At 51.4% G+C, this 20,786-nt stretch carries 22 protein-coding genes, 1 tRNA gene and 1 other annotated feature; of the genes, 21 read left to right on the top strand and 2 right to left on the bottom strand.

The window, feature by feature from the left end:
• Positions 1-40: 40 nt before the first annotated feature.
• From V4210_RS01710 to V4210_RS01625, 18 genes are all read left to right on the top strand, one after another.
• Entirely contained in the window at positions 41-1,228 is a 1,188-nt protein-coding gene (locus V4210_RS01710; RefSeq protein WP_338521132.1) for a hypothetical protein, read from the top strand.
• 355 nt (positions 1,229-1,583) lie between these two features.
• Entirely contained in the window at positions 1,584-2,306 is a 723-nt protein-coding gene (gene rplA, locus V4210_RS01705) for a 50S ribosomal protein L1 (RefSeq protein ID WP_411912126.1), read from the top strand.
• A 256-nt stretch (positions 2,307-2,562) separates the two neighbouring features.
• A complete protein-coding gene (locus V4210_RS01700; protein WP_338521129.1) occupies positions 2,563-3,996 on the top strand; it encodes an Ig-like domain-containing protein in 1,434 nt (477 codons plus the stop codon).
• A gap of 158 nt (positions 3,997-4,154) precedes the next feature.
• Positions 4,155-4,293: a sequence feature (ribosomal protein L10 leader region), on the top strand.
• A 62-nt stretch (positions 4,294-4,355) separates the two neighbouring features.
• Positions 4,356-4,880 (top strand): 50S ribosomal protein L10, encoded by a 525-nt coding sequence (gene rplJ / locus V4210_RS01695; RefSeq protein ID WP_338521128.1) that lies wholly within the window; start codon positions 4,356-4,358, stop codon positions 4,878-4,880.
• Between the two features lie 36 nt (positions 4,881-4,916).
• Positions 4,917-5,294 (top strand): 50S ribosomal protein L7/L12, encoded by a 378-nt coding sequence (gene rplL, locus V4210_RS01690; RefSeq protein ID WP_338521126.1) that lies wholly within the window; start codon positions 4,917-4,919, stop codon positions 5,292-5,294.
• A 229-nt stretch (positions 5,295-5,523) separates the two neighbouring features.
• Positions 5,524-6,039, top strand: a complete 516-nt coding sequence (locus V4210_RS01685) for a hypothetical protein (protein ID WP_138078880.1) — start codon at positions 5,524-5,526, stop codon at positions 6,037-6,039.
• 62 nt (positions 6,040-6,101) lie between these two features.
• Positions 6,102-6,974: a DUF2797 domain-containing protein gene (locus tag V4210_RS01680; RefSeq protein ID WP_338521124.1), complete on the top strand. Its 873-nt coding sequence runs from the start codon at positions 6,102-6,104 to the stop codon at positions 6,972-6,974.
• Between the two features lie 117 nt (positions 6,975-7,091).
• Positions 7,092-7,604 carry a GDSL-type esterase/lipase family protein gene (locus V4210_RS01675; RefSeq protein WP_411912123.1) on the top strand — a complete coding sequence of 171 codons (513 nt, stop codon included), beginning with the start codon at positions 7,092-7,094 and terminating at the stop codon, positions 7,602-7,604.
• A 41-nt stretch (positions 7,605-7,645) separates the two neighbouring features.
• Positions 7,646-8,089 (top strand): lysophospholipid acyltransferase family protein, encoded by a 444-nt coding sequence (locus V4210_RS01670; protein ID WP_338521120.1) that lies wholly within the window; start codon positions 7,646-7,648, stop codon positions 8,087-8,089.
• Positions 8,037-8,351: a hypothetical protein gene (locus V4210_RS01665; RefSeq protein ID WP_338521119.1), complete on the top strand. Its 315-nt coding sequence runs from the start codon at positions 8,037-8,039 to the stop codon at positions 8,349-8,351. The genes V4210_RS01670 and V4210_RS01665 overlap by 53 nt, the downstream gene beginning before the upstream one ends.
• 42 nt (positions 8,352-8,393) lie before the next feature.
• Entirely contained in the window at positions 8,394-9,869 is a 1,476-nt protein-coding gene (dnaX, locus tag V4210_RS01660) for a DNA polymerase III subunit gamma/tau (protein ID WP_338521117.1), read from the top strand.
• Entirely contained in the window at positions 9,870-11,225 is a 1,356-nt protein-coding gene (gene dnaB / locus V4210_RS01655; RefSeq protein ID WP_338521115.1) for a replicative DNA helicase, read from the top strand.
• Between the two features lie 24 nt (positions 11,226-11,249).
• On the top strand, positions 11,250-12,722 hold the full coding sequence (locus tag V4210_RS01650; RefSeq protein ID WP_338521114.1) for a glycosyltransferase family 39 protein: 1,473 nt from the start codon (positions 11,250-11,252) through the stop codon (positions 12,720-12,722).
• Between the two features lie 38 nt (positions 12,723-12,760).
• On the top strand, positions 12,761-13,051 hold the full coding sequence (locus tag V4210_RS01645) for a YbaB/EbfC family nucleoid-associated protein (protein WP_138078865.1): 291 nt from the start codon (positions 12,761-12,763) through the stop codon (positions 13,049-13,051).
• 8 nt (positions 13,052-13,059) lie between these two features.
• Positions 13,060-13,680, top strand: a complete 621-nt coding sequence (gene recR / locus V4210_RS01640) for a recombination mediator RecR (protein WP_338521112.1) — start codon at positions 13,060-13,062, stop codon at positions 13,678-13,680.
• A 35-nt stretch (positions 13,681-13,715) separates the two neighbouring features.
• Positions 13,716-14,813 (top strand): DUF3048 domain-containing protein, encoded by a 1,098-nt coding sequence (locus tag V4210_RS01635; RefSeq protein ID WP_338521110.1) that lies wholly within the window; start codon positions 13,716-13,718, stop codon positions 14,811-14,813.
• Complete coding sequence (locus V4210_RS01630; RefSeq protein WP_338521109.1) at positions 14,804-16,330, top strand: sensor histidine kinase; 1,527 nt, start codon at positions 14,804-14,806, stop codon at positions 16,328-16,330. The genes V4210_RS01635 and V4210_RS01630 overlap by 10 nt, the downstream gene beginning before the upstream one ends.
• Before the next feature lie 2 nt (positions 16,331-16,332).
• A complete protein-coding gene (locus V4210_RS01625; protein ID WP_338521108.1) occupies positions 16,333-16,710 on the top strand; it encodes a response regulator transcription factor in 378 nt (125 codons plus the stop codon).
• A gap of 81 nt (positions 16,711-16,791) precedes the next feature.
• On the opposite strand, the gene V4210_RS01620 is transcribed toward V4210_RS01625, so the two are convergent.
• Positions 16,792-16,866, bottom strand: a tRNA-Glu gene (locus V4210_RS01620).
• The gene (locus V4210_RS01615; protein WP_338521107.1) at positions 16,852-16,974 is read right to left on the bottom strand and encodes a hypothetical protein; all 123 of its coding nucleotides are present in this window, start codon (positions 16,972-16,974) and stop codon (positions 16,852-16,854) included. Before V4210_RS01615 ends, V4210_RS01620 begins: the two co-directional genes overlap by 15 nt.
• On the opposite strand from V4210_RS01615, the gene V4210_RS01610 reads away from it, so the two are divergent.
• The 3 genes from V4210_RS01610 to V4210_RS01600 are packed head-to-tail and all read left to right on the top strand — an operon-like array spanning position 16,973 to position 20,773.
• Positions 16,973-18,952 carry an ATP-binding protein gene (locus V4210_RS01610; protein WP_338521106.1) on the top strand — a complete coding sequence of 660 codons (1,980 nt, stop codon included), beginning with the start codon at positions 16,973-16,975 and terminating at the stop codon, positions 18,950-18,952. The genes V4210_RS01615 and V4210_RS01610 overlap by 2 nt on opposite strands.
• A 54-nt stretch (positions 18,953-19,006) precedes the next feature.
• Positions 19,007-20,056 carry a response regulator transcription factor gene (locus V4210_RS01605; protein ID WP_338521105.1) on the top strand — a complete coding sequence of 350 codons (1,050 nt, stop codon included), beginning with the start codon at positions 19,007-19,009 and terminating at the stop codon, positions 20,054-20,056.
• Complete coding sequence (locus V4210_RS01600) at positions 20,057-20,773, top strand: pseudouridine synthase (protein ID WP_338521104.1); 717 nt, start codon at positions 20,057-20,059, stop codon at positions 20,771-20,773.
• The last annotated feature ends 13 nt before the right edge of the window (positions 20,774-20,786 follow it).

Below are 20,786 nucleotides of genomic sequence, written 5' to 3'. Positions count from 1 at the left end.
CTATTGATTTTTCTGCAATTCACTGGTATAATATATGTACATGAGTGAAGCACCGTTTCCTAGTCCCCAAAAGCGACCAATTGTTCTGGACGGCCTGATGGATATGGCCTACAACAGGGAAGCGACGCTAGACCTACCAGATGAGACATTGCAGACAACCCTGAACAACCAACTATTCACTCCCGAGTTACTAAGCAAGCCGGTCGACATCACCGCCATAACCTCTCACAACAACAGTGACGGCGAGCCTACCTTAGGTGTTGAACAGTTCTCAGAAGCAGTCGCACGGTTTGAGGTCAGTTCAGAGCTGGGCGAACGCACGGTACGCTTGGCGCTCGATAACGGCGACCGCTTGGATGTATCTCACATCATGGAGATTCGTCAACAAGAGCCAGAAGAGCCGTCGGACTACGCCGAACTGGTTTATGATACCGGTGGACTAGTCAACCGAGTTTTGTCGAGGAAATCATTCAACAAGCTTGATCCCGAACAACAGCAACTCATCATACAACGACTCACCGAAAGAGCTACCAGGAAGTTTGATGAGCTGCTTGCCGACTCAGAGCATTGTCAAGCCATTGTGAATATTTTTAAACAAACCGAGCCAATCATCGCTGACAAGCTCGCTGTATTTGTGCCAGTCGTTTTAGAAGACGGGGAAGCCAAACTGCTGCCCAAACTTCATATCGAAATGACTCACGGTGCAACAAAGACCATCGTACCGTTTGATCAGCTAGCAGATATCGACCTCATCTACCCTGAACAAAAAAACGACGACCAGTCAGTTGACTACCTGGCGACTTTTCAGGACGAATGGCGTAGTCAGTCAATCCAGGCCACCGAATATCTACTTAACGATCGCGTCACTGATTTGAGTCAGCGCAACATCTCAGCTGAACGCGTCACTAAACTAATGCAAGCCGAGGCCTCAGAGCTATGTGCCCAGCTCATGGCTGATGAGAATTTTTTGACGGAACATATGCTTGAGCCAGGTGAGTTTCATATTGACGGGATATTCTACACTGACAACGACGGTGAATGGCAGGAGATGTTTGACGACCTTACTATCAATGCCAAGCCAGAACTGCACTGTGAGGAGATATCCGGACAGTGGCGATTTGGGCTACGACTCGTCCCGATAGACGACAGCTCACAGGCAAACCTGTTTGTGGTACCTAACAACACCTTCGTCACAGCCTTTCGGCGTTCGACACACGAGCCTCATTGAAAACAGTCACCAAAACTGATATAATCAACCGGAATAATAATCAATGCTGGGAGGTGAACCTCGGGAAAAACCGAGCACCGATTGTACCACAGAAAGGATATCACTCATGGCCAAAAAAGCCGAATTGCTGGAAAAAGCAGCAGAACTAAACCTAGAAGTCAGCGAAAAAAACACCATCGCTGAAATCGAGGCTGCCATTGCCGGCGCTGAAAAACACGAAGTTCGCGAAGCACACGTCGCCAAAGCAGGCAAGCGCAGCCAAAAAGCTTTGGACGAAGCTGAAGCTAAAGCAGAGAAGGAAGCTCGCAAAGAAGCAGGCGACACCACTCCGCAAGACGAAGACGCTGAAGCACACATCAAAAAAGGTCCAAAGCCAGTCACCCGACCACGCCTAGAGCGCCGCGGCAAAAAATACCAAGAAGCTGCCAAAAAGATCGAGAAAGACAAAGTGTACACCCTGGAAGAAGCTTTGAAGCTGGCGACCGAGACCAGTCCAGTCAAATTTGACGCATCAGTGGAGCTGCACGTTCGGCTCGGTGTTGACCCACGCCAGGCAGACCAGAACATTCGCTCAACCGTGTCACTGCCTCACGGTACCGGTAAAGAGGTACGCGTCGCAGTATTTGCACCAGAAGAAGAGCACGCCGCTGCCAAAAAGGCTGGCGCCGACATCATTGGTGATGAAGAGTTCTTGAAGCAGCTGGACAAAGAAGAGCTGAACTTTGACATCTTGGTAGCAACGCCACAGTACATGCCAAAACTTGGTAAATACGCTCGCTTGCTCGGTCCACGTGGTTTGATGCCAAATCCAAAGTCTGGCACCGTAGCAACAGACGTGGCGACTGCCGTCACCGAAGCCAAAGCTGGTAAGGTGGAGTACCGTGTCGACAAACAAGCCATCGTTCACTTGAGCGTCGGTAAGGTGTCGTTTGGTACAGAAAAACTACAAGACAACGCCCGCGCATTTTTGAGCAGCCTAAACGCCCAAAAACCAAGCAGCCTCAAAGGCGCCTACGTCAAAAGTGTTGCCGTGACTACTACCATGGGTCCTAGTATCAAAGTTGAAAACAACCTCTAGACATAGTTAATCTCGCAGTTTAACCCATCAAATCCCGCCGATCATGGCGGGATTTTTACTGGGGTGACGTCGCCGAGATAGCCGTGGGAGTATTGCATTTTTCTGTATTTTATGCTAGAATAGTAAAGCCCAGTGGGATACGGATGTGCTAGAGTCATTTTTGATTCGCTGTTCCAGCCCAGCTGGACGCGAACCGAAATGTACTTTAACATCTGTATCCATTCCAACTCCCTATCATAGGAGATTTCCCATGCCCATGAAGAAACGTGGGCTAGCAGCGCTGTTTGCGCTGCTAGCTATGGTCTTCGGGTTCTCGGGGGTGGCAGCTGCTGTCCCCGAGAGCCCCGACACGACGGCAGCAACGTCGTCGTGCACTCCCCGGCCGATCTCGGCGGGGGAAATCAGCGCGGAGTACATCCGCACCATGGACGGTAAAGATTTCGCGGCCTACAAGTCCGTGGAATTCGGGTTTGGCTTGGCCCTCGAGGAGGGTCATTGTGAAGGTGATAGCATCACCTTCACACCACCGGCGGAACTGGGGGATTACGGTACCCCCATCAATCTCGCCACCGAAAATGGCGAGATTATCGCTCACGCCGTCTACAAAGGCGGTAAGGTCAGTATCACACTGACCGATGCCGTTGAGGTGGCCAACCATTACGCCTTCGAGGCGTATGGCTGGTGGCGCGTCGACATTGACGACACGCTCGTTCCCGGGGAAACCCGGGACCTCCTGTGGGAGATCGGCGGTCAAACCCGCCGGACTGAGATCCACGTGGGGGAGTGTCCGGGCTGCAGCCAGCCCGGGCCTGGAGCCTCGAAATGGGGTGTCGTTCACCCGAATGACCCCTCATTGGTCGAGGTTACGTTAGTAACCCCGACCGCTACCACGGACGCCCAAGAGTTCATCCTGAGGGATGAACTCACGTCTCAGGGCCAAGTTTTCTCTTGCGACAGCAACACCGTGCTGTCGCAAGCAGGAACTTACAGAGAAGCGAGTGTATGGGGTAGACCCCTATACACTCATCGCACGACAGTCGATACAATGGAGTGCTCCTCCACTGTATTGACGATGAAACTCACTCTAAACGAGGGTGAGAAGGCACGCGTGGAGTTCTATCTCCACGTTGACCCCACGGACCCCGGTCCGTGGACAGACAGTGCGACTATCACATCCCAGGATCGCTCCTGGGATGCCTCCGCCACCGTGCGGAGGGCAGAATCAGGAGGTGGCGCAAGCTACCTCCTGAAGCCGGAGCCGTCACCGTCGCCGACACCGGAGTCAACTCCGACGCCGACCCCGAGCCCGACTCCGTCGGTGACGCCGTCACCGGAGCCGACGCCATCACCGAGCACAACACCGACCCCGGAGCCGAGCCCGACTCCGGAACCGTCGCCAAGTGCAACGCCGGAACCGTCGCCGACGCCCAGCGCGTCAGCAACGGTCACGCCGACACCGAAGGCCACGCCTTCGGCGACTGCGCCGGCCGCCTCCCCGACCCCAACAAGGGGCCAGGAGGTCGTCGCGCCCCCCGCCCAGCCGCCGCACGGGCGGCCAGGTGGGGGACTGGCGCACACCGGCACCAACGGTGACCTGCTGATTAAACTATCAGCAGGTCTGGTTATCGTAGGACTGGGCTTTGGCGGTTTCGTCGAAGCCCGGCGGCGTCGCTCCTCGCGCGAGGAGTGACATACCACCGAGGGATGCTAGTCATCATGGCTAGCATCCCTCGGTGAGGAGAATGAGATACAGAGAGAAGGGAGGTTCGCCGCCCGCTCCACCACGGAGCGGGCTTTCTCTTTGGTTTGATATAATATACCTGTTGCATTTCGTTGTCATTTCTGCTACAATGGTAAGGAACATTACCAAAGACAGCGGCGATCTGCATAACAAACAGATGTAAACATGCCGCCGAGGGATGAAACGAACAGTTTTATTTGACGTCTTTGGTAGTGCGAGAATCAAAGACGTCTTTTTGATTCTCCATTACCGCACGTTAACAAATTGGCGAAAAGAATGAAATTAACTCAATCAAAGAAAGGATTTTTATGGCAATTTCACGCGATAAAAAACAAACTTTGGTTGCTGAACTAACAGAGCTTCTAAAAGACGCCAAAGGTACGGCATTTGCGCGGTACCAGGGTCTGAGCGTGGCTGAACTACAAGAGCTGCGCAAGGCTGCTCGCGAGGCAAACGTCGTCATCAAGGTGGTTAAAAACCGCTTGGTGCGCGTAGCACTAGAGGGCGTCGACACCTACAAAGAAACCGATACCGACCTCCTGGTTGGCCAATTGGTCTACGCCATCAGTGCCGAAGACGAGGTCATGCCAGCGAAAGTTTTGGACACGTTTGCAAAGACGCATCCAGCACTGCAGTTGGCTGGTGGTTTCTCAGGTGAAGGCCTCAGCATCAATGAAGCTGACATCAAAGCATTGGCGGGTCTACCAAGCAAAGACCAGCTTGTCGCCGAAGTGGTGGCACAATTGCTCTCACCAGTCCACGACACCGTGGGCGCGCTGGGCGGCAATTTGCATGGTCTTTTGGACGGCATCGAAGCCAAAGCTACGGCTTAAGTTTAGCAATCAATTAATAATCTAAGGAGATATATCATGGCTGATATTAAGAAATTGGCTGAAGAACTGACCAAGTTGACAGTTCTGGAAGTTAACGAATTGAAAAATCACTTGAAAGAAGAATACGGCATCGAGCCAGCTGCTGCAGCTGTCGCTGTTGCTGGTCCAGCTGCTGGCGGTGACGCTGCTGCGGCTGACGAAAAAACTGAGTTCACCGTCACCTTGAAAGACGCAGGTGCTCAGAAAGTTGCAGTCATCAAGGCTGTTAAAGAAATCACCGGCTTGGGTCTGGGTGAAGCTAAAGCTATCGTTGACGGCGCACCAGCACCAGTCAAAGAAAAAGTTTCAAAAGACGAAGCTGAAGCTGCAAAGAAGACTTTGGAAGACGCTGGCGCTAGCGTTGAGCTCAGCTAATTTCATTCTGAACATGACGCCAATTTGTTTTCGAAATCATTATGCCGCCCTATACCATGGGCGGTATTTTGATTGCAAGGGTAAAATTTGCAACAGTTTTGCAAGTACCCCTTAAAATGCTGTGGAAATCTGAAATAACTTGCTTATGTAAGCCTTGACCGAACCTTTTTCCTATGCTATATATAGAACGAGAACTATCAAAAATAGACAGGGAAATGCGAGAATCACTATGTCTGAATTACCAGAAAAACAAGTAAAGCGGCTTCGCTCATTGATACAAGAGGCAGAAACCAATTTGGCAGCAGCAAAAGAGCTATTGATCAGTATCATCGGTGATGACGGTCAAGTTGTCACGCCAAAAACTTCCACCGAAGACGTAACCGGCAAGGTTGTCGAAGGTGTGTTTGACGGTCAGACCATGCTCGGCCCAGACGGCAAGAACTACCCAATCCCAGCCAACTACGCTTCAAAATCAAAGCTTGTTGAAGGCGATATTTTGAAATTAACCATTGCTGATGACGGCAGCTTCATCTACAAGCAAATCGGCCCAGTGGCGCGCAAGCAAGTCATCGGTACACTGGTGCAACACGACGGCGTCTACTACGTCGAGGCTAACGGCCGCGAGTATCGCATTTTACTCGCCAGCGTCACGTTCTTCCGCATCAACATTGGAGACCAAGTCACCATCATTGTGCCAGAGGACAATCCTGACGCTACGTGGGCAGCTGTTGAAGCAGCACTGTAAAACATTTTTGACATTTGAAACCGTCCGCGCAGTTGCCGGGCGGTTTTTGATATAATTGTGCTATGCCTGAGGAGTTCTTACTAAGCTACGCCAGCTTTGACGCTGAAAATCGGCCGTTTCTGGAATGGCAGGTTGATGGTAGGGCTGAGCGTGGTGATGTTTTGGGGCAGGAGTTGTCACTGGAGTTTGACTTTTCCACCAAATATTGCACCGGCTGGCTGGATTTTGCCAATCACTGCAGCCAGGCTTGTCCTGACGGCGCCACGGTTGATGAGAAATATGAAAATTGTTTGAAGTGTCGCAATCGCACCGGTTTCAATCCAGCGTTTTACCACGCTGATTCAGTGTCGGCACAGCAGGAAAAGATTAATCAAAATCCACATTTTTTGTATTTGGCGTATTTTTCACCAGAGGTGATCAAGGTCGGCATTTCGCAGGAAGCGCGCGGTATTCGGCGGCCGCTAGAACAGGGGGCACGCGTGGCATTGAAACTGGAGACGTTCGCTTCGGCGTTGATCGCCCGGCAATATGAGGCGAAAATTGCCAGTCTGAATGGCATCATGGAGACGGTGGCTGCCAGCAAAAAACTGGGGCTGATCAAGCAGCCGCTCGATACTGCAACGGCGGAACAAGCCCTAGCTGACGCATTGGTGCGTATCCAACAAAAGCTGGGGCTGGATTTTCCAAGCCGAACGCTCATTATGTGCGACGATTATTTTCATACTGAGGGTCGAGACTTCAGCAGTGTGATTGATATGACAGGGAATAAGGTTTTGGCTGGCACGGTTGTTAGCGTCATTGGCTCAGTGCTCATCACTGAATATGACGGGCAACTACTGGCGTATAGCCTGAAAAAGTGCATCGGGCATCGGGCACAAACAGCGCAAGGTACGGTTGACCTTGAGATACCTAACACGCAACTGACGCTATTTTGACAAAACATGGTATAATATGAAAAACGGAGTTTATGTATGAGTAGCAACCACGCAAGCAAAAGGGTTTTTATTTATGGCGATTCTAATGTTTGGGGAGACAGTTTCGTTGGATCACGAGTGCGATACAGTGACCGGTGGGTTAACCGCCTGAAGCGAGAACTGCGAGGCAAAGTGCATATCATCGCCGACGGGCTGTCAGGTCGCGTAGCGGGAGATTTTTGTAAGGCAAAGCCGTACAAAAATGGTAAACATACGTTTGCAGAAGCTTTGCAACAGGCGAGCAATGTGGACATCGTCATCATCGCCCTTGGCACTAACGATTTACAACAGCAATACGGTAGGACGGCGCAAGCTATCATTCACGATTTGACGGATTATCAAAAACTGGCTGACAGCGCCGACGTCATATACCTCTTGCCGCCAGCATTTTCAACTGGTGAAGACTCTGGCCCAGAGTTTACGGAACAATCAGAAGAAATACGACAAGAAATCTTGAGAGATAAAGATTCGCTTGGTGAGTACATTGAGCTGCCGTTCATACCACTATCTGATGGTATTCATTTTTCAGCAAAAGGGCATCGCTTAGTGGCGCGCGCTGTTAAGCAAGCTTTGAAAGCGAGGCAGGCATGAGCAGGGGAAAGAAACCGCTCTTACAGACTATAGGTCGGGAAATGGCCATTACCACTCACGGCTTTGACGACATACCAGAAGGCCCGAATGTATTCGTAGCAAATCATGCTTGCATGCGTGATATCTTTGCTATACCAGCAAGCCTACCGGAGGATTGTGACGTTGTCATTAGTTCGCGATTGGCGTATAAAAATAGCTCTGTGGGCACGGCAGTGCGGCGACTAGTAATAGAAAAAGCACTACACACCATACCGCTCGAGGTGCACGGTGGCAAAGAATATTTAGAAGTCGGACTCAAAATGGCCAGACAAGCATTGCTTGACGGACGCTCACTACTCATCTTTCCAGAGGGCGCATATACCGGTGATGCTCAAGTTACCAAAGGCCGAACGGGCGCATCGCGAATTTTATTTGGAGCAAGCATAGGGGGGGGTGAAACCCAACCTATTGCCAGTAGGAATTCACTACAAGCCGTGGCCTACTGATCTGGATGCATACATACCGCAAGATGAGCAAATCCACGTTACTCTGTGTGACCCCGTTGACTATGTAGCAGCGTATAGAGATTATACCGCTTCGACAGACCACGAATCTCGACGTCAGGCTCTACGTGCACCGATAGACATGGCCATGCGAGCCATTGCAGAAGCGACTGACTTGCCGTATGTTGACAGACCAATAGAACTCTGGCCAAGAAAGACCATGATTTTAGAAAGCGGCGAAGAAGTTCCCATTTCTGACCGCTAAAGAGCTTACTAATCCTGCACTTTGCGCTATAATACATAAGTAATGAGTCAGGCACTGTACCGCAAATATCGCAGTCGTAGCTTGGACGAGGTGTTGGGGCAAGATCACGTGACCAACATTTTGCGCCGAGCGCTGGAGCAGGGGAAAATCGCCCATGCGTATTTGCTGACGGGTCCGCGCGGCGTGGGCAAAACCAGCGTAGCGCGCATTTTGGCGCATGAGATCAATCAGTTGCCATACGACAAGGAAGCCTCACACCTGGATATCATTGAGATTGATGCCGCCAGCAATAACGGTGTCGACGATATTCGGGCATTACGCGAAAAAGCGCAAGTCGCGCCGGTTTCCGCGCCGAAAAAAATCTACATCATCGACGAAGTCCACATGCTGTCCAAACCTGCCTTCAACGCACTGTTAAAGACGCTGGAGGAGCCGCCAGCACACGTAGTATTCATCCTCGCCACCACCGACGCCGACAAGCTGCCTGCCACCATTCTCAGCCGCGTCCAGCAATTTTTCTTTCACCCCATCTCAGTTGACGTCATGGCGCGCCAGCTGATGACTATCGCCGAGAAAGAGGGCTTTGCCATCGAGGCGGACGCTGCTCGGCTAATCGCTGAGCGCTCGCACGGTGGGTTCCGCGACAGCATCAGCATGCTCGATCAATTATCAATTTTGGCCACGCCCGACCAGCCACTGACCGTCGCCATGGTTACTGAATACTTAGGCTTAAGCGACGCAGCCACGCTGGAGAAGCTGCTTGATTTATATCAATCAGAGGACAGCGCTGATATCCTTAATATTCTGCAAGAGTTGGAACAAAGTGGTATCAGTCCAACTGTGGTATCACATCAATTATTGTCAATCGCTCGCGCCAGACTGCGCACAAACCCAAGCCTTGTTGAACTCATCCAGCAGCTCATCGAGGTTGATCGCCACCCGCACCCAGACCTGAAATTATTGACTATTTTCATGCAACATCACACTCAGCCAGACAGGCCGAAGAAGACAGTTGCCCAAGCTGTCACAGTAACGCCAACCGTCATTTCGACACCAGCCAAGCCAGCGTCGTCAGCAGAAAAGCCACCAAAAAGCCAGAGCACCAAACCAACTGAGCCAGTGAAAAAAACGTCCGAAAACCAAGACGCCAAACCAGCCCAATCAACCAAAAAATCGCCTACAAAATCACGTAAATCTGGTGCGCCACTAGAGCTGGACTGGCAAAAGGTAATCGAGCAGGCCAAGGAAAAATCAGTCGGCCTGTCGTCACTGCTCCAAAAAAGTCAGTGGGCGTTTGACGGAGATAAACTAACTATTTTTGCTGGTAGTGCGTTTTACAAGAAAAAGCTGGATGATGCAAAAAATCGACCATTGCTGGCAGAAATCATCACCGCAGAGACGGGAATGGAACTGGAAGTTGATATAATTGGAGAGAAGAAACCACCTGAAGACGAAAAATTGGCAGAAATCGCTGCTATGATGGGCGGTGGCGAAGAAGTGAATTTGGAGGAATTATAAGTGAGCGAAGCAAGTCAACATACATCATCAGGCAAACTGCCCCCGCAAAATTTGGATGCCGAAAAGAGTTTACTGGGCGCGATATTGATCGACGAAGAAGTTTTGGCAGATGCGACCGAACACGTGCATCCTACTGATTTTTATGATAAAAATCATGGACTAATTTTTGCGGGCATGATGCGGCTGTTTGAAAAGCACAAGCCAGTCGATCTCTTGACTTTAACTGATGAACTGAAGCGTAAGGATGAATTAGAACTCATTGGCGGCTCGGCATATCTGACAGAGCTCACCAACTATGTGCCGACCGCTGCGCACGCTGAAGCATACGCCGAGATGGTGGCACAAAAAGCCGTACGGCGCCGACTCATCAAAGCCAGTGCTGACATCACCGAACTTGGCTATGACGAATCGACAACAACTCAGGAGTTATTGGAGAAGGCTGAAGCTGAACTATTTAGCGTCTCCGACCAATCGCTCAAACAAGACTTGATCAGCCTGGAAAATATTCTGACTGATAGTTTTGACCGAATTGAAGAATTGCACCGTAACAAAGACACGCTCCGTGGCATTCGCACTGGCTACCGCGACCTCGACAATATGACCGCTGGTTTGCAGCGCTCCGACCTGATCATTCTGGCCGCTCGTCCAGCCATGGGTAAGACCACGCTGGTGACCAATTTGGCGTACAACGTGGCGACCATCGAGAAAAAGCCAGTGCTGTTTTTCAGCCTGGAGATGAGCAAAGAGCAATTGGTTGATCGTATGTTGGCAGACGCCTCAGGTGTTGACAGCTGGAATATTCGCACCGGAAACTTGAGTGATAATGATTTTGCTAAGCTGTCCGAGGCCATGGGCGAGATGGCAGAAGCGCCAATTTACATTGATGACACGCCGGGCCTCAGCATTCTGGAAATGCGCACCAAAGCTCGCCGTTTGGCACATGAAGGCGAAATTGGCCTGATCATCGTCGACTACTTGCAGCTGATGCAGGCCACCAACAATCACAACGGTAACCGCGTCCAGGAAGTGTCAGAAATTTCCCGCGGCCTGAAGTTAATTGCCCGTGAGCTTAACGTGCCGCTGATCGCCCTGAGTCAGCTGAGTCGTTCCGTCGAGTCGCGCACGCCACCAATTCCACAGCTAGCCGACCTGCGTGAGTCCGGCTCCATCGAGCAGGACGCCGACATCGTCAGCTTTATTTACCGCCCAGGTTACTACGAACCAGACAATCCAGAAGTCCAAAATATCACCGATCTAATCATCGCCAAGCACCGTAACGGTCCGGTCGGTAAAGTCCAATTATACTTCCACCCAGAACGCCTCCGCTTCATGAGTCTGGACAGACGACACGATTAACGAAACATGCTATAATAAACCGCAGTGAAAAAGAAAACTCTCTCTCATCTGTTCCTTTACCGTTGGCGCTATCTTTGGGGCTACAGTGCTTTGATATTGATATTTTCCGCGGTCATCAGCGTGGCGTTGTTGTACGCGCCAGGCGGTATCAGCCAGTCAGAGATCAACATGGTCGCACGAACCAACTTGCTTATGGAAGGTAATTGGTCCATCGTCAATCTGCCACTACACGCATTCCAGGCGGCGCTGTTCTTGCTATTTGGCGTCAGTACACTCACCATCAAGCTACCAGCCGTCACACTGATGTGTTTAGCGGCGCTGGCACTCTTTTTCCTCCTCAGGCACTGGTTCAAACCGGGCATTGCGGTATTGTCTCTTTCTCTCATGATCGCCACTGGTCAATTTATCTACCTAGCACAAAGCTTCACGCCTGGCATCATCTACATCACCACGGCGTCATTGATTTTGCTGTTCGCCAGCCTCATCATCCAAAAAGCCAAATTCGCCCAACTCTGGAAAATCCTCCTCGCCGCCGTCATGGCTGCCAGCTTATACACGCCATTTTTCTGGTACCTCAACCTTGGTCTCATCTTAGTAGCGTTATTACACCCATACACACGCTACATTCTCGTTTCACGAAAATATCGCGCCAGCTGGACGCCAGCATTCATCGTCTTTCTGCTAGTGAGTGCGCCGCTGGTGTATTTCTGCCTGAAAAATCATGGCTTCTTGCTGGACGTGTCAGGCTGGTCGTCACTCAACTTTGATATATTAGCAAACCTCAAAATCATCGTTCGAACCTATCTCTGGCCAGTGCCGTACATTTCCAACGGACAAGTGCTGCCAGCTATCGACGTCAGCACCGTAGCGTTGATGTTCCTTGGCATGATCATCACTTTCCGCAACTGGCACACCGCTCGGTCCTACGTGGTCAACATTTGGCTATTTTTGTCATTGCCGCTACTCGCCCTGGCGCCTCAAGTCAATATGATCATCTCTGTGCCAATGTTCATTTTGCTGGCTACTGGCGTAGAACGACTGCTGTACGAGTGGTATCGATTATTCCCAAAGAACCCATACGCGCGCGGCACTGGACTCGTACTGATGATCATCTTGGTCGGTGTCATGACCCTGAGTGGTGTCAATCGATACGTCCACAGTTACCACGATCTACCCGACGCCGTGCGCGAACATTCCAAAGATTTGAGTCTTGTGCGTGACACACTACTGCGCGACACCGCAAACAAGAAATATATATTCGTCGTGGCAGCTGCCGAAAAACCGCTGTACGACGCCTTGTCCAGCCACATGAATAAGCATAATAGGGCAATATCCATCAGCGATGGCTTGCCAGCAGAGGGTGCTCAAGAAGAAGTAGTCGTCACGCGCGCTGCTCGCCAAAATATCACTGGCATCCCAGGAACTATCACGCGCGTCATTACCAATGATTGGGCTGAGGCGGGCGATCGGTTTTATGTCTACAAACTTAGTGAATAATGCGGTATAATAAGTGAGTTAATTGAAGGAGGAACATTATGGCTTTTGATCAGGTGAAAATGCTGCAACAGCTACGTAAAGCACAAAAACAACTCGGTAAAGAAATCATTGAAGTAGAGGCTGGTGATGGCGCGGTCATCGTTCAGATCACTGGTGAATTAAAAATCAAATCAGTCAAGATCAACCCTGACATGGTAGATTTGGACAATATTGAGCAGCTTGAGCACTGGATTCAAATTGCGGTGCGTGATGGCTTGGCAAAAGCTCAAGAAGTTGCTGCTGAAACGATGAAGCCACTGATGGGCGGCTTGGGCAATCTGGGCATCTAATCTTAGCGATGAGTGCTCATATTTTACCAAAAGCGCTGATAACGTTGATTGATGAATTTGGTAGTCTGCCGGGAGTTGGTCCGCGAACTGCCGAACGCTACGCTTATGCTGCTTTGCGGCGCGAGCCAGGACAATCCAAAAGGTTAGCTCAAGCTCTAAATGAGTTGCATCAACGCGTCAAAACGTGTCCGGTAACCTTTGCGCTAATTGACGATGGCGATGACGTATCGCCGCTTTATACTGACAGCCGCCGCAATCGCCAGCTCATCTGCGTCGTCGAAGAACCGTTAGATATCATGGCACTGGAACGCACTGGCCAGTTTGATGGCACCTACCACGTACTGGGTGGAGCGATTTCACCAATCGACGGTATTGGACCAGAGCAGCTACACATTCCTGAGCTGATTGAGCGCATCAAGAACGACAGCGTCACCGAGATCATCATCGCCACTAACGCTTCAGTAGAAGGTGAATCGACCGCGCTGTTTCTGCAACGATATATCCAAGAAGCCGGGTTGACGCTGACTGTTTCGCGACTGGCTCGCGGCATCCCTGTGGGGGTCGACCTAGAATACGCTGATCAGATCACGTTGTCGCATGCGCTTGAAGGCCGACGCACCTTGTCTTAGTTTTATTAGCATAAGCGACATGCTATACTAATCATATGGAAAAGCCTCGAATTCCTCAGGATAAACTCATCAATCACTCTAAATTCAAAGCGTTCACTCAGTGGGTCCACAAACACCATTTGGCACTGGCACTTGTCGTAGGCGCGGCGGTTGTTGCGATTATCTTCATCATCGCCATGTATTCCGTCCAATCAGACAGTGGTTCGCCATTTTTCGCTGGCAGCAAAAAGCCAAAAGAGAAGTTCTATTCGGCACTGACCGGTCTGGAGGTGGCTGATGCCAATGCGGTCAAAGCTCCCGTCGCTGGTGTAATTGTCGAAAACAGCCCTAACGCCCGACCACAGTCTGGACTATCAAAAGCCGGCATCGTTTACGAAGCTGTCGCTGAGGGTGGTATCACTCGTTTCTTCGCGTTGTACCAGGGAAATAAGCCAGCCAAAATTGGTCCAGTGCGCAGCTTGCGCCTGTACTATTTACAGTGGTCAACGCCGTACAAGGCCTCAATTTTCCATGTTGGCGGTAGCGCCAACGCCCTCAGCACAGTTCGTAACGGCAAATATCACGATATCGACGAGTTCAGCAATGGCAACTCATACTGGCGGGCCAATGATCGACGCGCGCCACACAATGCCTACACCTCAGGTGAGAAGATTGATCAAACCAACACTGCCAAAGGACACACTGAATCAGTATTCACTGGGTTCAAGCGTGCCGATGGCAAGCCTGCTGAAACACCAAATGCAACTCAGATTGCCATCAATTTCAGTGGTCCACTATTTAACACCAATTACACCTACAACAAAGAGTCTAATACCTACGCTCGCACACTAGCAGGGCAGCCACACAATGACGCCGAGGCTGGGCAGATTGCGCCAAACAGCATCGTGGCACTGGAGGTGAACGTCGAACATCGCCCAGGCAGCCGCGAAGGGTACGAGGATGTCATCACTGTTGGCACTGGCAAAGCGTATATTTTCCAAAATGGCGTCGTAGCTCAAGCCACCTGGAAGCGTGACAATGAAAACGCCGAATTGAAATTGGTCGACGCCGCCGGCAAAGACATCGCGTTGAACCGCGGCCAGACGTGGATCGCCGCCTTTACACCGGGGCGAGGAAGTATTGCATGGCAGTAACCCGTCGCCGATCGATTCGCGACTACAATCGATATTACATGCGTCGGTCGGTATTGCTATTGCTGCTGCCTGTCGGCGTCGCTGCTGCTTTTGCGACCATCACTCATCTCATATTGACGAACCTGGCCGCCGTTGAAGTTAATTGGTACATCATCATCCTGCTCGGCGCAGTCGGAGGCATCATCGGCGCCATCACCATCACACCATTCATTAGCAAACCGATGCGTGACGTCCTCTACGCCACAGCCTACAAAACGGGGGAGCTAACCGCCGAAAAGCCAGCCAAGATCAACTCGCCAGCACACGCACGCACTGGTTTCCAAACCGTGCTTGAGGCCATCTATACCAACGGTGCGCCCGCCAAACCAACTGCCCAAAAAGCTTCGTCTCAACTTGACGCCATCATTCAGTCGTTCAATCACACGCCGTGTGGCATCGTCGTATTGGACCACCAAAAAAACATCATCTTTGCCAATGAAACCGCGCCTGTGGTCTCCAACATGGACGGCGTGCTAACGTTGGGGCTAGATTTTATTGATGAAATTTCCATCAATGAGTGGATCCAAGAAGTCGCCAAAGACAACATCACCGCTCACCACCAGTGGACACGCGTACCAGCTCAATCCAAAACCTCCGCGCCACAAAAGTTCTATGACGTCAGCGCTTCCTACGAAAAAGGTGCAGCTGGCGAAACGGTCATCATCCTCTTTGATCGCTCAGCCAAATACTTACCCGAAGAAGAGGATCTCAATTTCATCGCCTTTGCAGCGCACGAACTCCGTGGACCCATTACAGTCATTCGCGGCTACTTGGACATCTTGGAGCAAGAGCTTCACGACCGCCTGCGGGACGATGAACCGCAATTGTTCAATCGTCTGACCGTTTCTGCCAACCGCTTGTCCAGCTATATCAATAACATCCTCAATGTTTCAAAGTTCGATCGGCACCACCTGTACGTGCATCTGCGCGAGGACACATTGGAAGCCATTTACGCTACCATCGCTGACGACATGCAACTGCGCGCCTCGGCTCAGCACCGCATGTTGAATGTATCCATCCCCAGCAACTTGCCGACCGTAGCAGCCGACCGTGGTAGCATCGGGGAAGTGATTTCCAATCTCATCGACAATGCTATCAAATACAGCTTCGAAGGCGGAGTTGTCCAAGTTTCTGCCGTGCAAAAAGGCGAATTTGTAGAAGTTTCCGTCTCAGACAACGGCGTCGGTATGCCAGCTGGCGTGATCAAAAACCTCTTTCGCAAATTTTACCGCTCACACCGATCACGCGAAACAGTGGCAGGCACCGGCATCGGCCTATACATCTGTAAAGCCTTTGTCGAGTCACACGGCGGCAGCATCTCCGCACGCAGCCAGGAGAACCAGGGTTCAATTTTTTCCTTCACCATTCCTGTCTACGCCTCGGTGAAAGAAAAATTATTAGAAGACGGCCAGCTAAACAATCGGCTCATTCGCACTGACGGCGGGTGGATAAAAAATCACAAAATGTATAGGGAGTAATCATGGCGATCAAAACAATTTTATGCATCGAAGACGACAGATTTATCGGCGAAATGTACGTGCGCAGCCTGGAGCGTGCCGGCTACACCGTCACCTGGATGGTGGACGGCAATGACGGTTTGGTGGCGGCGCGTAATCAGCCGTACGATTTGATCATTTTGGACTTGATGTTGCCAGAACAGCGCGGCGACCAGATCTTGGACGCCCTCAGAAACGGCGAAACCGATCTAGTGCCTAACAGCAAGATTCTCATCATGACCAATTTTGAGCAAGACGACCAATCCAAGTCGCAGCTACTGCCCAGAATCGACGGCTACCTCATCAAAGCTGACATCACACCTCGGAAGCTACTGGAGGTGATCGAACAGCTAGGCGACTAGCACAAGAACACGGCTTTCAAAACAAATCATTACAATACTAAAAAAGAACTGCCCAAGAGGGCAGTGCTGATAATTTCTCTATGGTGACCTCACGGGGAATCGAACCCCGGTTGCCGGGATGAGAACCCGGTGTCCTAACCGCTAGACGATGAGGCCAACACTAAGCATCATACCATGACGCAGCCGCTTTTGTCTATACCGCCGCGCCAGCCAACAGAGACGCGCTTGCGTTTTACCACAGTTTGACGCTATACTTAATATCATGAAAGAATCGAGGGTGGGGCAGTCTGACAGAACATTTTCCAAATTTTGGCTGCGCCGTCTCAGTAAAGCCTCGCTACTAGTCAATCTCTTCATTCTCCTCACATACGCATCAGCTCGTTTTTTGCCTGGCAATTATCGCTTTACTATTGGCGATTCAGTGACTGACTTGGCCGCCGCTATCAGCGTATTGTCCGCAGTTTGGGCGCTTGGTCTCTGTGTTTGGACGCCCAAAAAACAACGCGCCTACCTGGCATGCGCCACCTATGCGTCGCTCATCATCACCATCGCCGCACTCATCGCCACCAGCGGCGGCATCTATTCTCCATTTACCAGCCTCTGGCTCATGGTGACTATCTTTGCTGCAGTATTTGGGCTGTGGCTGACTGGTGGCATCATCTTGTTAGTCGTGGCGCACATCGCCATGATTCATTTCGAAACACCACTGACACTAGAACAGATAACCATCAGCGCAGTGCTTGGCATCATGCCACTCGTCCTGAGCATTGTTCTATGGCGATACCAACCACAGAAAAAACTCGACGATCGATTTACTGAACTGGAAAATAGGCTAACCTCCGCCGAGGGTAAATCTGATGTTGTCATCAATACCATTGACGACGGCGTGATGGCTATTTCCAATGACGGTATCATTGAGCTCATCAATCCAGCTGCGCAACAGATGATTGGCTGGGACAAAGGCGACGCTTTGGGGTTGAGTTGGCAGAGCGTCCTCAAACTAGTGCTCAAGGACGGATCTGACATCCCAGAGGGCAAACATCCCGTTGCTCAAGCATTGTCTTCAAACCAGCCCACCCACAGCGATAACCTATTTCTCAAAACCTCTTCAGACAAACGACTACCGATCACCATCGTTAGTTCTCCCATAGGCCCACAAAAGGAAGGTGTCATCATCGTGTTCCGCGACATTTCCAAAGAACGCGCCGAAGAGCGAGAGCAGGCCGAGTTTATCTCCACTGCCAGCCACGAAATGCGCACGCCCGTGGCTTCCATCGAGGGGTATCTGGGCCTAGCGCTCAACCCAGCCACTGCCCAAATTGACGACAAAGCACGCGACTTCATCACCAAAGCGCATGCCTCCGCTCAACACCTGGGCCGGTTATTTCAAGACTTGCTGGATATCAGTAGAGCCGAGGACGGGCGCCTCAAAGATGAGCCAAAGCTATTTAACGTAACTGATTTTGTGGCAGACATCTTTGAAGGTCTGGCGCACAAAGCCGCCGAGAAAAATCTGCTCTATTCGTTTCGGCCGCACGCACTAGCCAAAGACTCCGCTGATCAGCATTTGCAGCCCATTTATTACGCCTTTGTCGACCCCGACCATTTCCGGGAAATTACCGCCAACCTCATAGAAAACGCCATCAAATACACCAAAGAAGGCGAGGTGGTGGTTGACGTCACTGGCGACTCGTCAAAGGTGGTTGTCAGTGTGATGGACTCTGGCCTAGGCATCCCCGCAGAAGACGTGCCGCATCTTTTCCAAAAGTTTTATCGGGTTGACAATTCAGCCACTCGCGAAATCGGTGGTACTGGCTTGGGATTGTATCTGTCTCGCCGACTCGCCGAAAGCATGTCGGGCGATTTACGTGTCGAGAGCGAGTATGGCAAGGGAAGCACTTTCTTTTTGGAAATACCGCGAATCTCCAAAGAAGAAGCCGCTCACAAAGAAGCATCCTTGCAGCCAGTACCAGTTCAGTACCATCAACCGCAAACTCCAGTAGCTTCTGTCGTCACACCCGCTGAGCCGCCAGTGACGCCTCAGCCTCAGCAACCAATAGAACAGCCTCAGCAGCTAACCGAACCTGCCCTAGTCACTGAGCCGTCTGTCCAGCCCAACCAACCACCACAGCCGCAGCCAACACCAACCAGCCCAGAACACGCCACGCTTGCCGACATCGAACATCATTTAGAGACCAGCCGCCGCGCCATCAGCATACCGCGGAGAACCAATAATTCATAAAAGCATAAGAATGATAGCAATTTTAATAATAATATCGTATAGTAGGTAGTAGATATGACAAAAATTTTACTCGTTGAAGATGACAAAAGTTTACGCGAAATCTATGGCGTACGATTATTAGCAGAGGGATACGACATCGTGTCCGCAGGTGATGGCGAAGAAGCGCTCGCCATGGCCATCAAAGAACGCCCAGCGCTCATCCTGAGTGACGTGATGATGCCGAAAATTTCTGGCTTTGACATGCTGGACATTTTGCGTTCTGCCACCGAAACCAAAGACATCAAAGTGATCATCATGACTGCTTTGTCTTCAGAAGACCAACGAGCCCGCGGCGAACAGCTAGGAGCTGACCGATACCTTGTGAAATCCCAAGTCGGTATCGAAGACGTCGTACGCACCGTCCACGAAGTTTTGGGTGATGTTCCGGGACTTACGCCAGCGCCGCAACCACAACCAGCCGCACAGCCAGCAGCACCTCAGCCAGCGCCAGCTATGCCACAGTCACCGCAAATGCCGCCGGTCCGACCTGATGTCTCAGCATTGTCACCGCAGCCAACATTGCAAGCTGCCGCACCAGCGCCAGCTACCTTGCCACAACCAACTGCGCCTTTCTCATCTTCGGCGCCACGTCCTGCCAACCTGGGTGAACGTGTCATCCGCCCGCTTGAAGGTGCCAGCCTGACACCGACAGAAGATGTTGCCAAACTCATGGAACAAGAATTAGAGGGTATTCCAAATCTTAAACCACAGTCAGCCACACCTGACAACACTCCAGAGGAAACAGCACCAGCTCCGCAAACTGATAAAACTCCAGAAGAGACCATTCCAACGTTGACAGCTGTCCCAGCTCTTGAAACTCCAGCAGAGCCTACTCACATTCCCGTGACGACACCAGCGCCTCAAACTCCACAGAACCTACAAAGCATCACCGCTCCAGAGCAGCCAGCTCCAACCATTCCAGCAGCACCGGTAATCAGTCCAGCTCCGCAAGCGCCAACAAACGCTGCGCCGATTCATACGCCACCAGCTCCAGTCCTGCATCCGCTTCCGTCTCAGCCGCCACAACCGCCGCAAACTCCTCCACCAGCACAACCACAAGCATAAATGCCAGACAATACCACACCGACTCATGAACCCACTCAGCGCCTCAACAAATTCGTGGCGCTGGCGCTTGGTGTATCGCGCCGCCAGGCTGACGAGCTGATTGAGCAGGGCACGGTCACCGTGAACGACCAGCCCGCCCAGCTCGGCCAACGCATCACCACAGCCGACATCATTCGCTACGACAACAAACCACTCACCGCTCAAACCCACCAACTCATCCTCCTCCATAAACCTGTCGGTTACCTCTGTTCGCGCGCCTCGCAGGGCGGCGTACCGACTATTTACGAATTATTACCGAAAGACCTCCATCACCTCAAGCCCGTCGGTCGCCTCGACAAAGACAGTTCTGGGCTCATCCTCCTCACCAACGACGGGGATTTTGCCCATCAAATGACACACCCATCGTTTTATAAAATCAAGCGCTATCTCGTGACGCTCGACCAGCCGCTGCAGCCGCTCCACCGGCAAATGATCAATGACTTTGGCGTGCAACTACCTGACGGGCCCAGTCGCTTGACACTGGAACGCCAGCACGACGGCGACAACCACCGCTGGATCGTCCAGATGAGCGAAGGCCGCAACCGCCAAATCCGCCGCACCTTTGCCGCTCTCGGCTACACCGTCACCAAACTCCATCGCACAGACTTTGGCAATTACACCCTTGGTAACATCAAACGCGGGGAATTCCAAGAAAGTAATTTGACAGCAGATCAATAATTGGTATATCGTA

Source organism: Candidatus Nanosynbacter featherlites (assembly GCF_037013405.1).
Lineage (GTDB): Bacteria > Patescibacteriota > Saccharimonadia > Saccharimonadales > Saccharimonadaceae > Nanosynbacter > Nanosynbacter featherlites_B.
The sequence above is the reverse complement of the archived record's forward strand: the minus strand, read 5'-3'. Positions and strand labels throughout refer to the sequence as shown.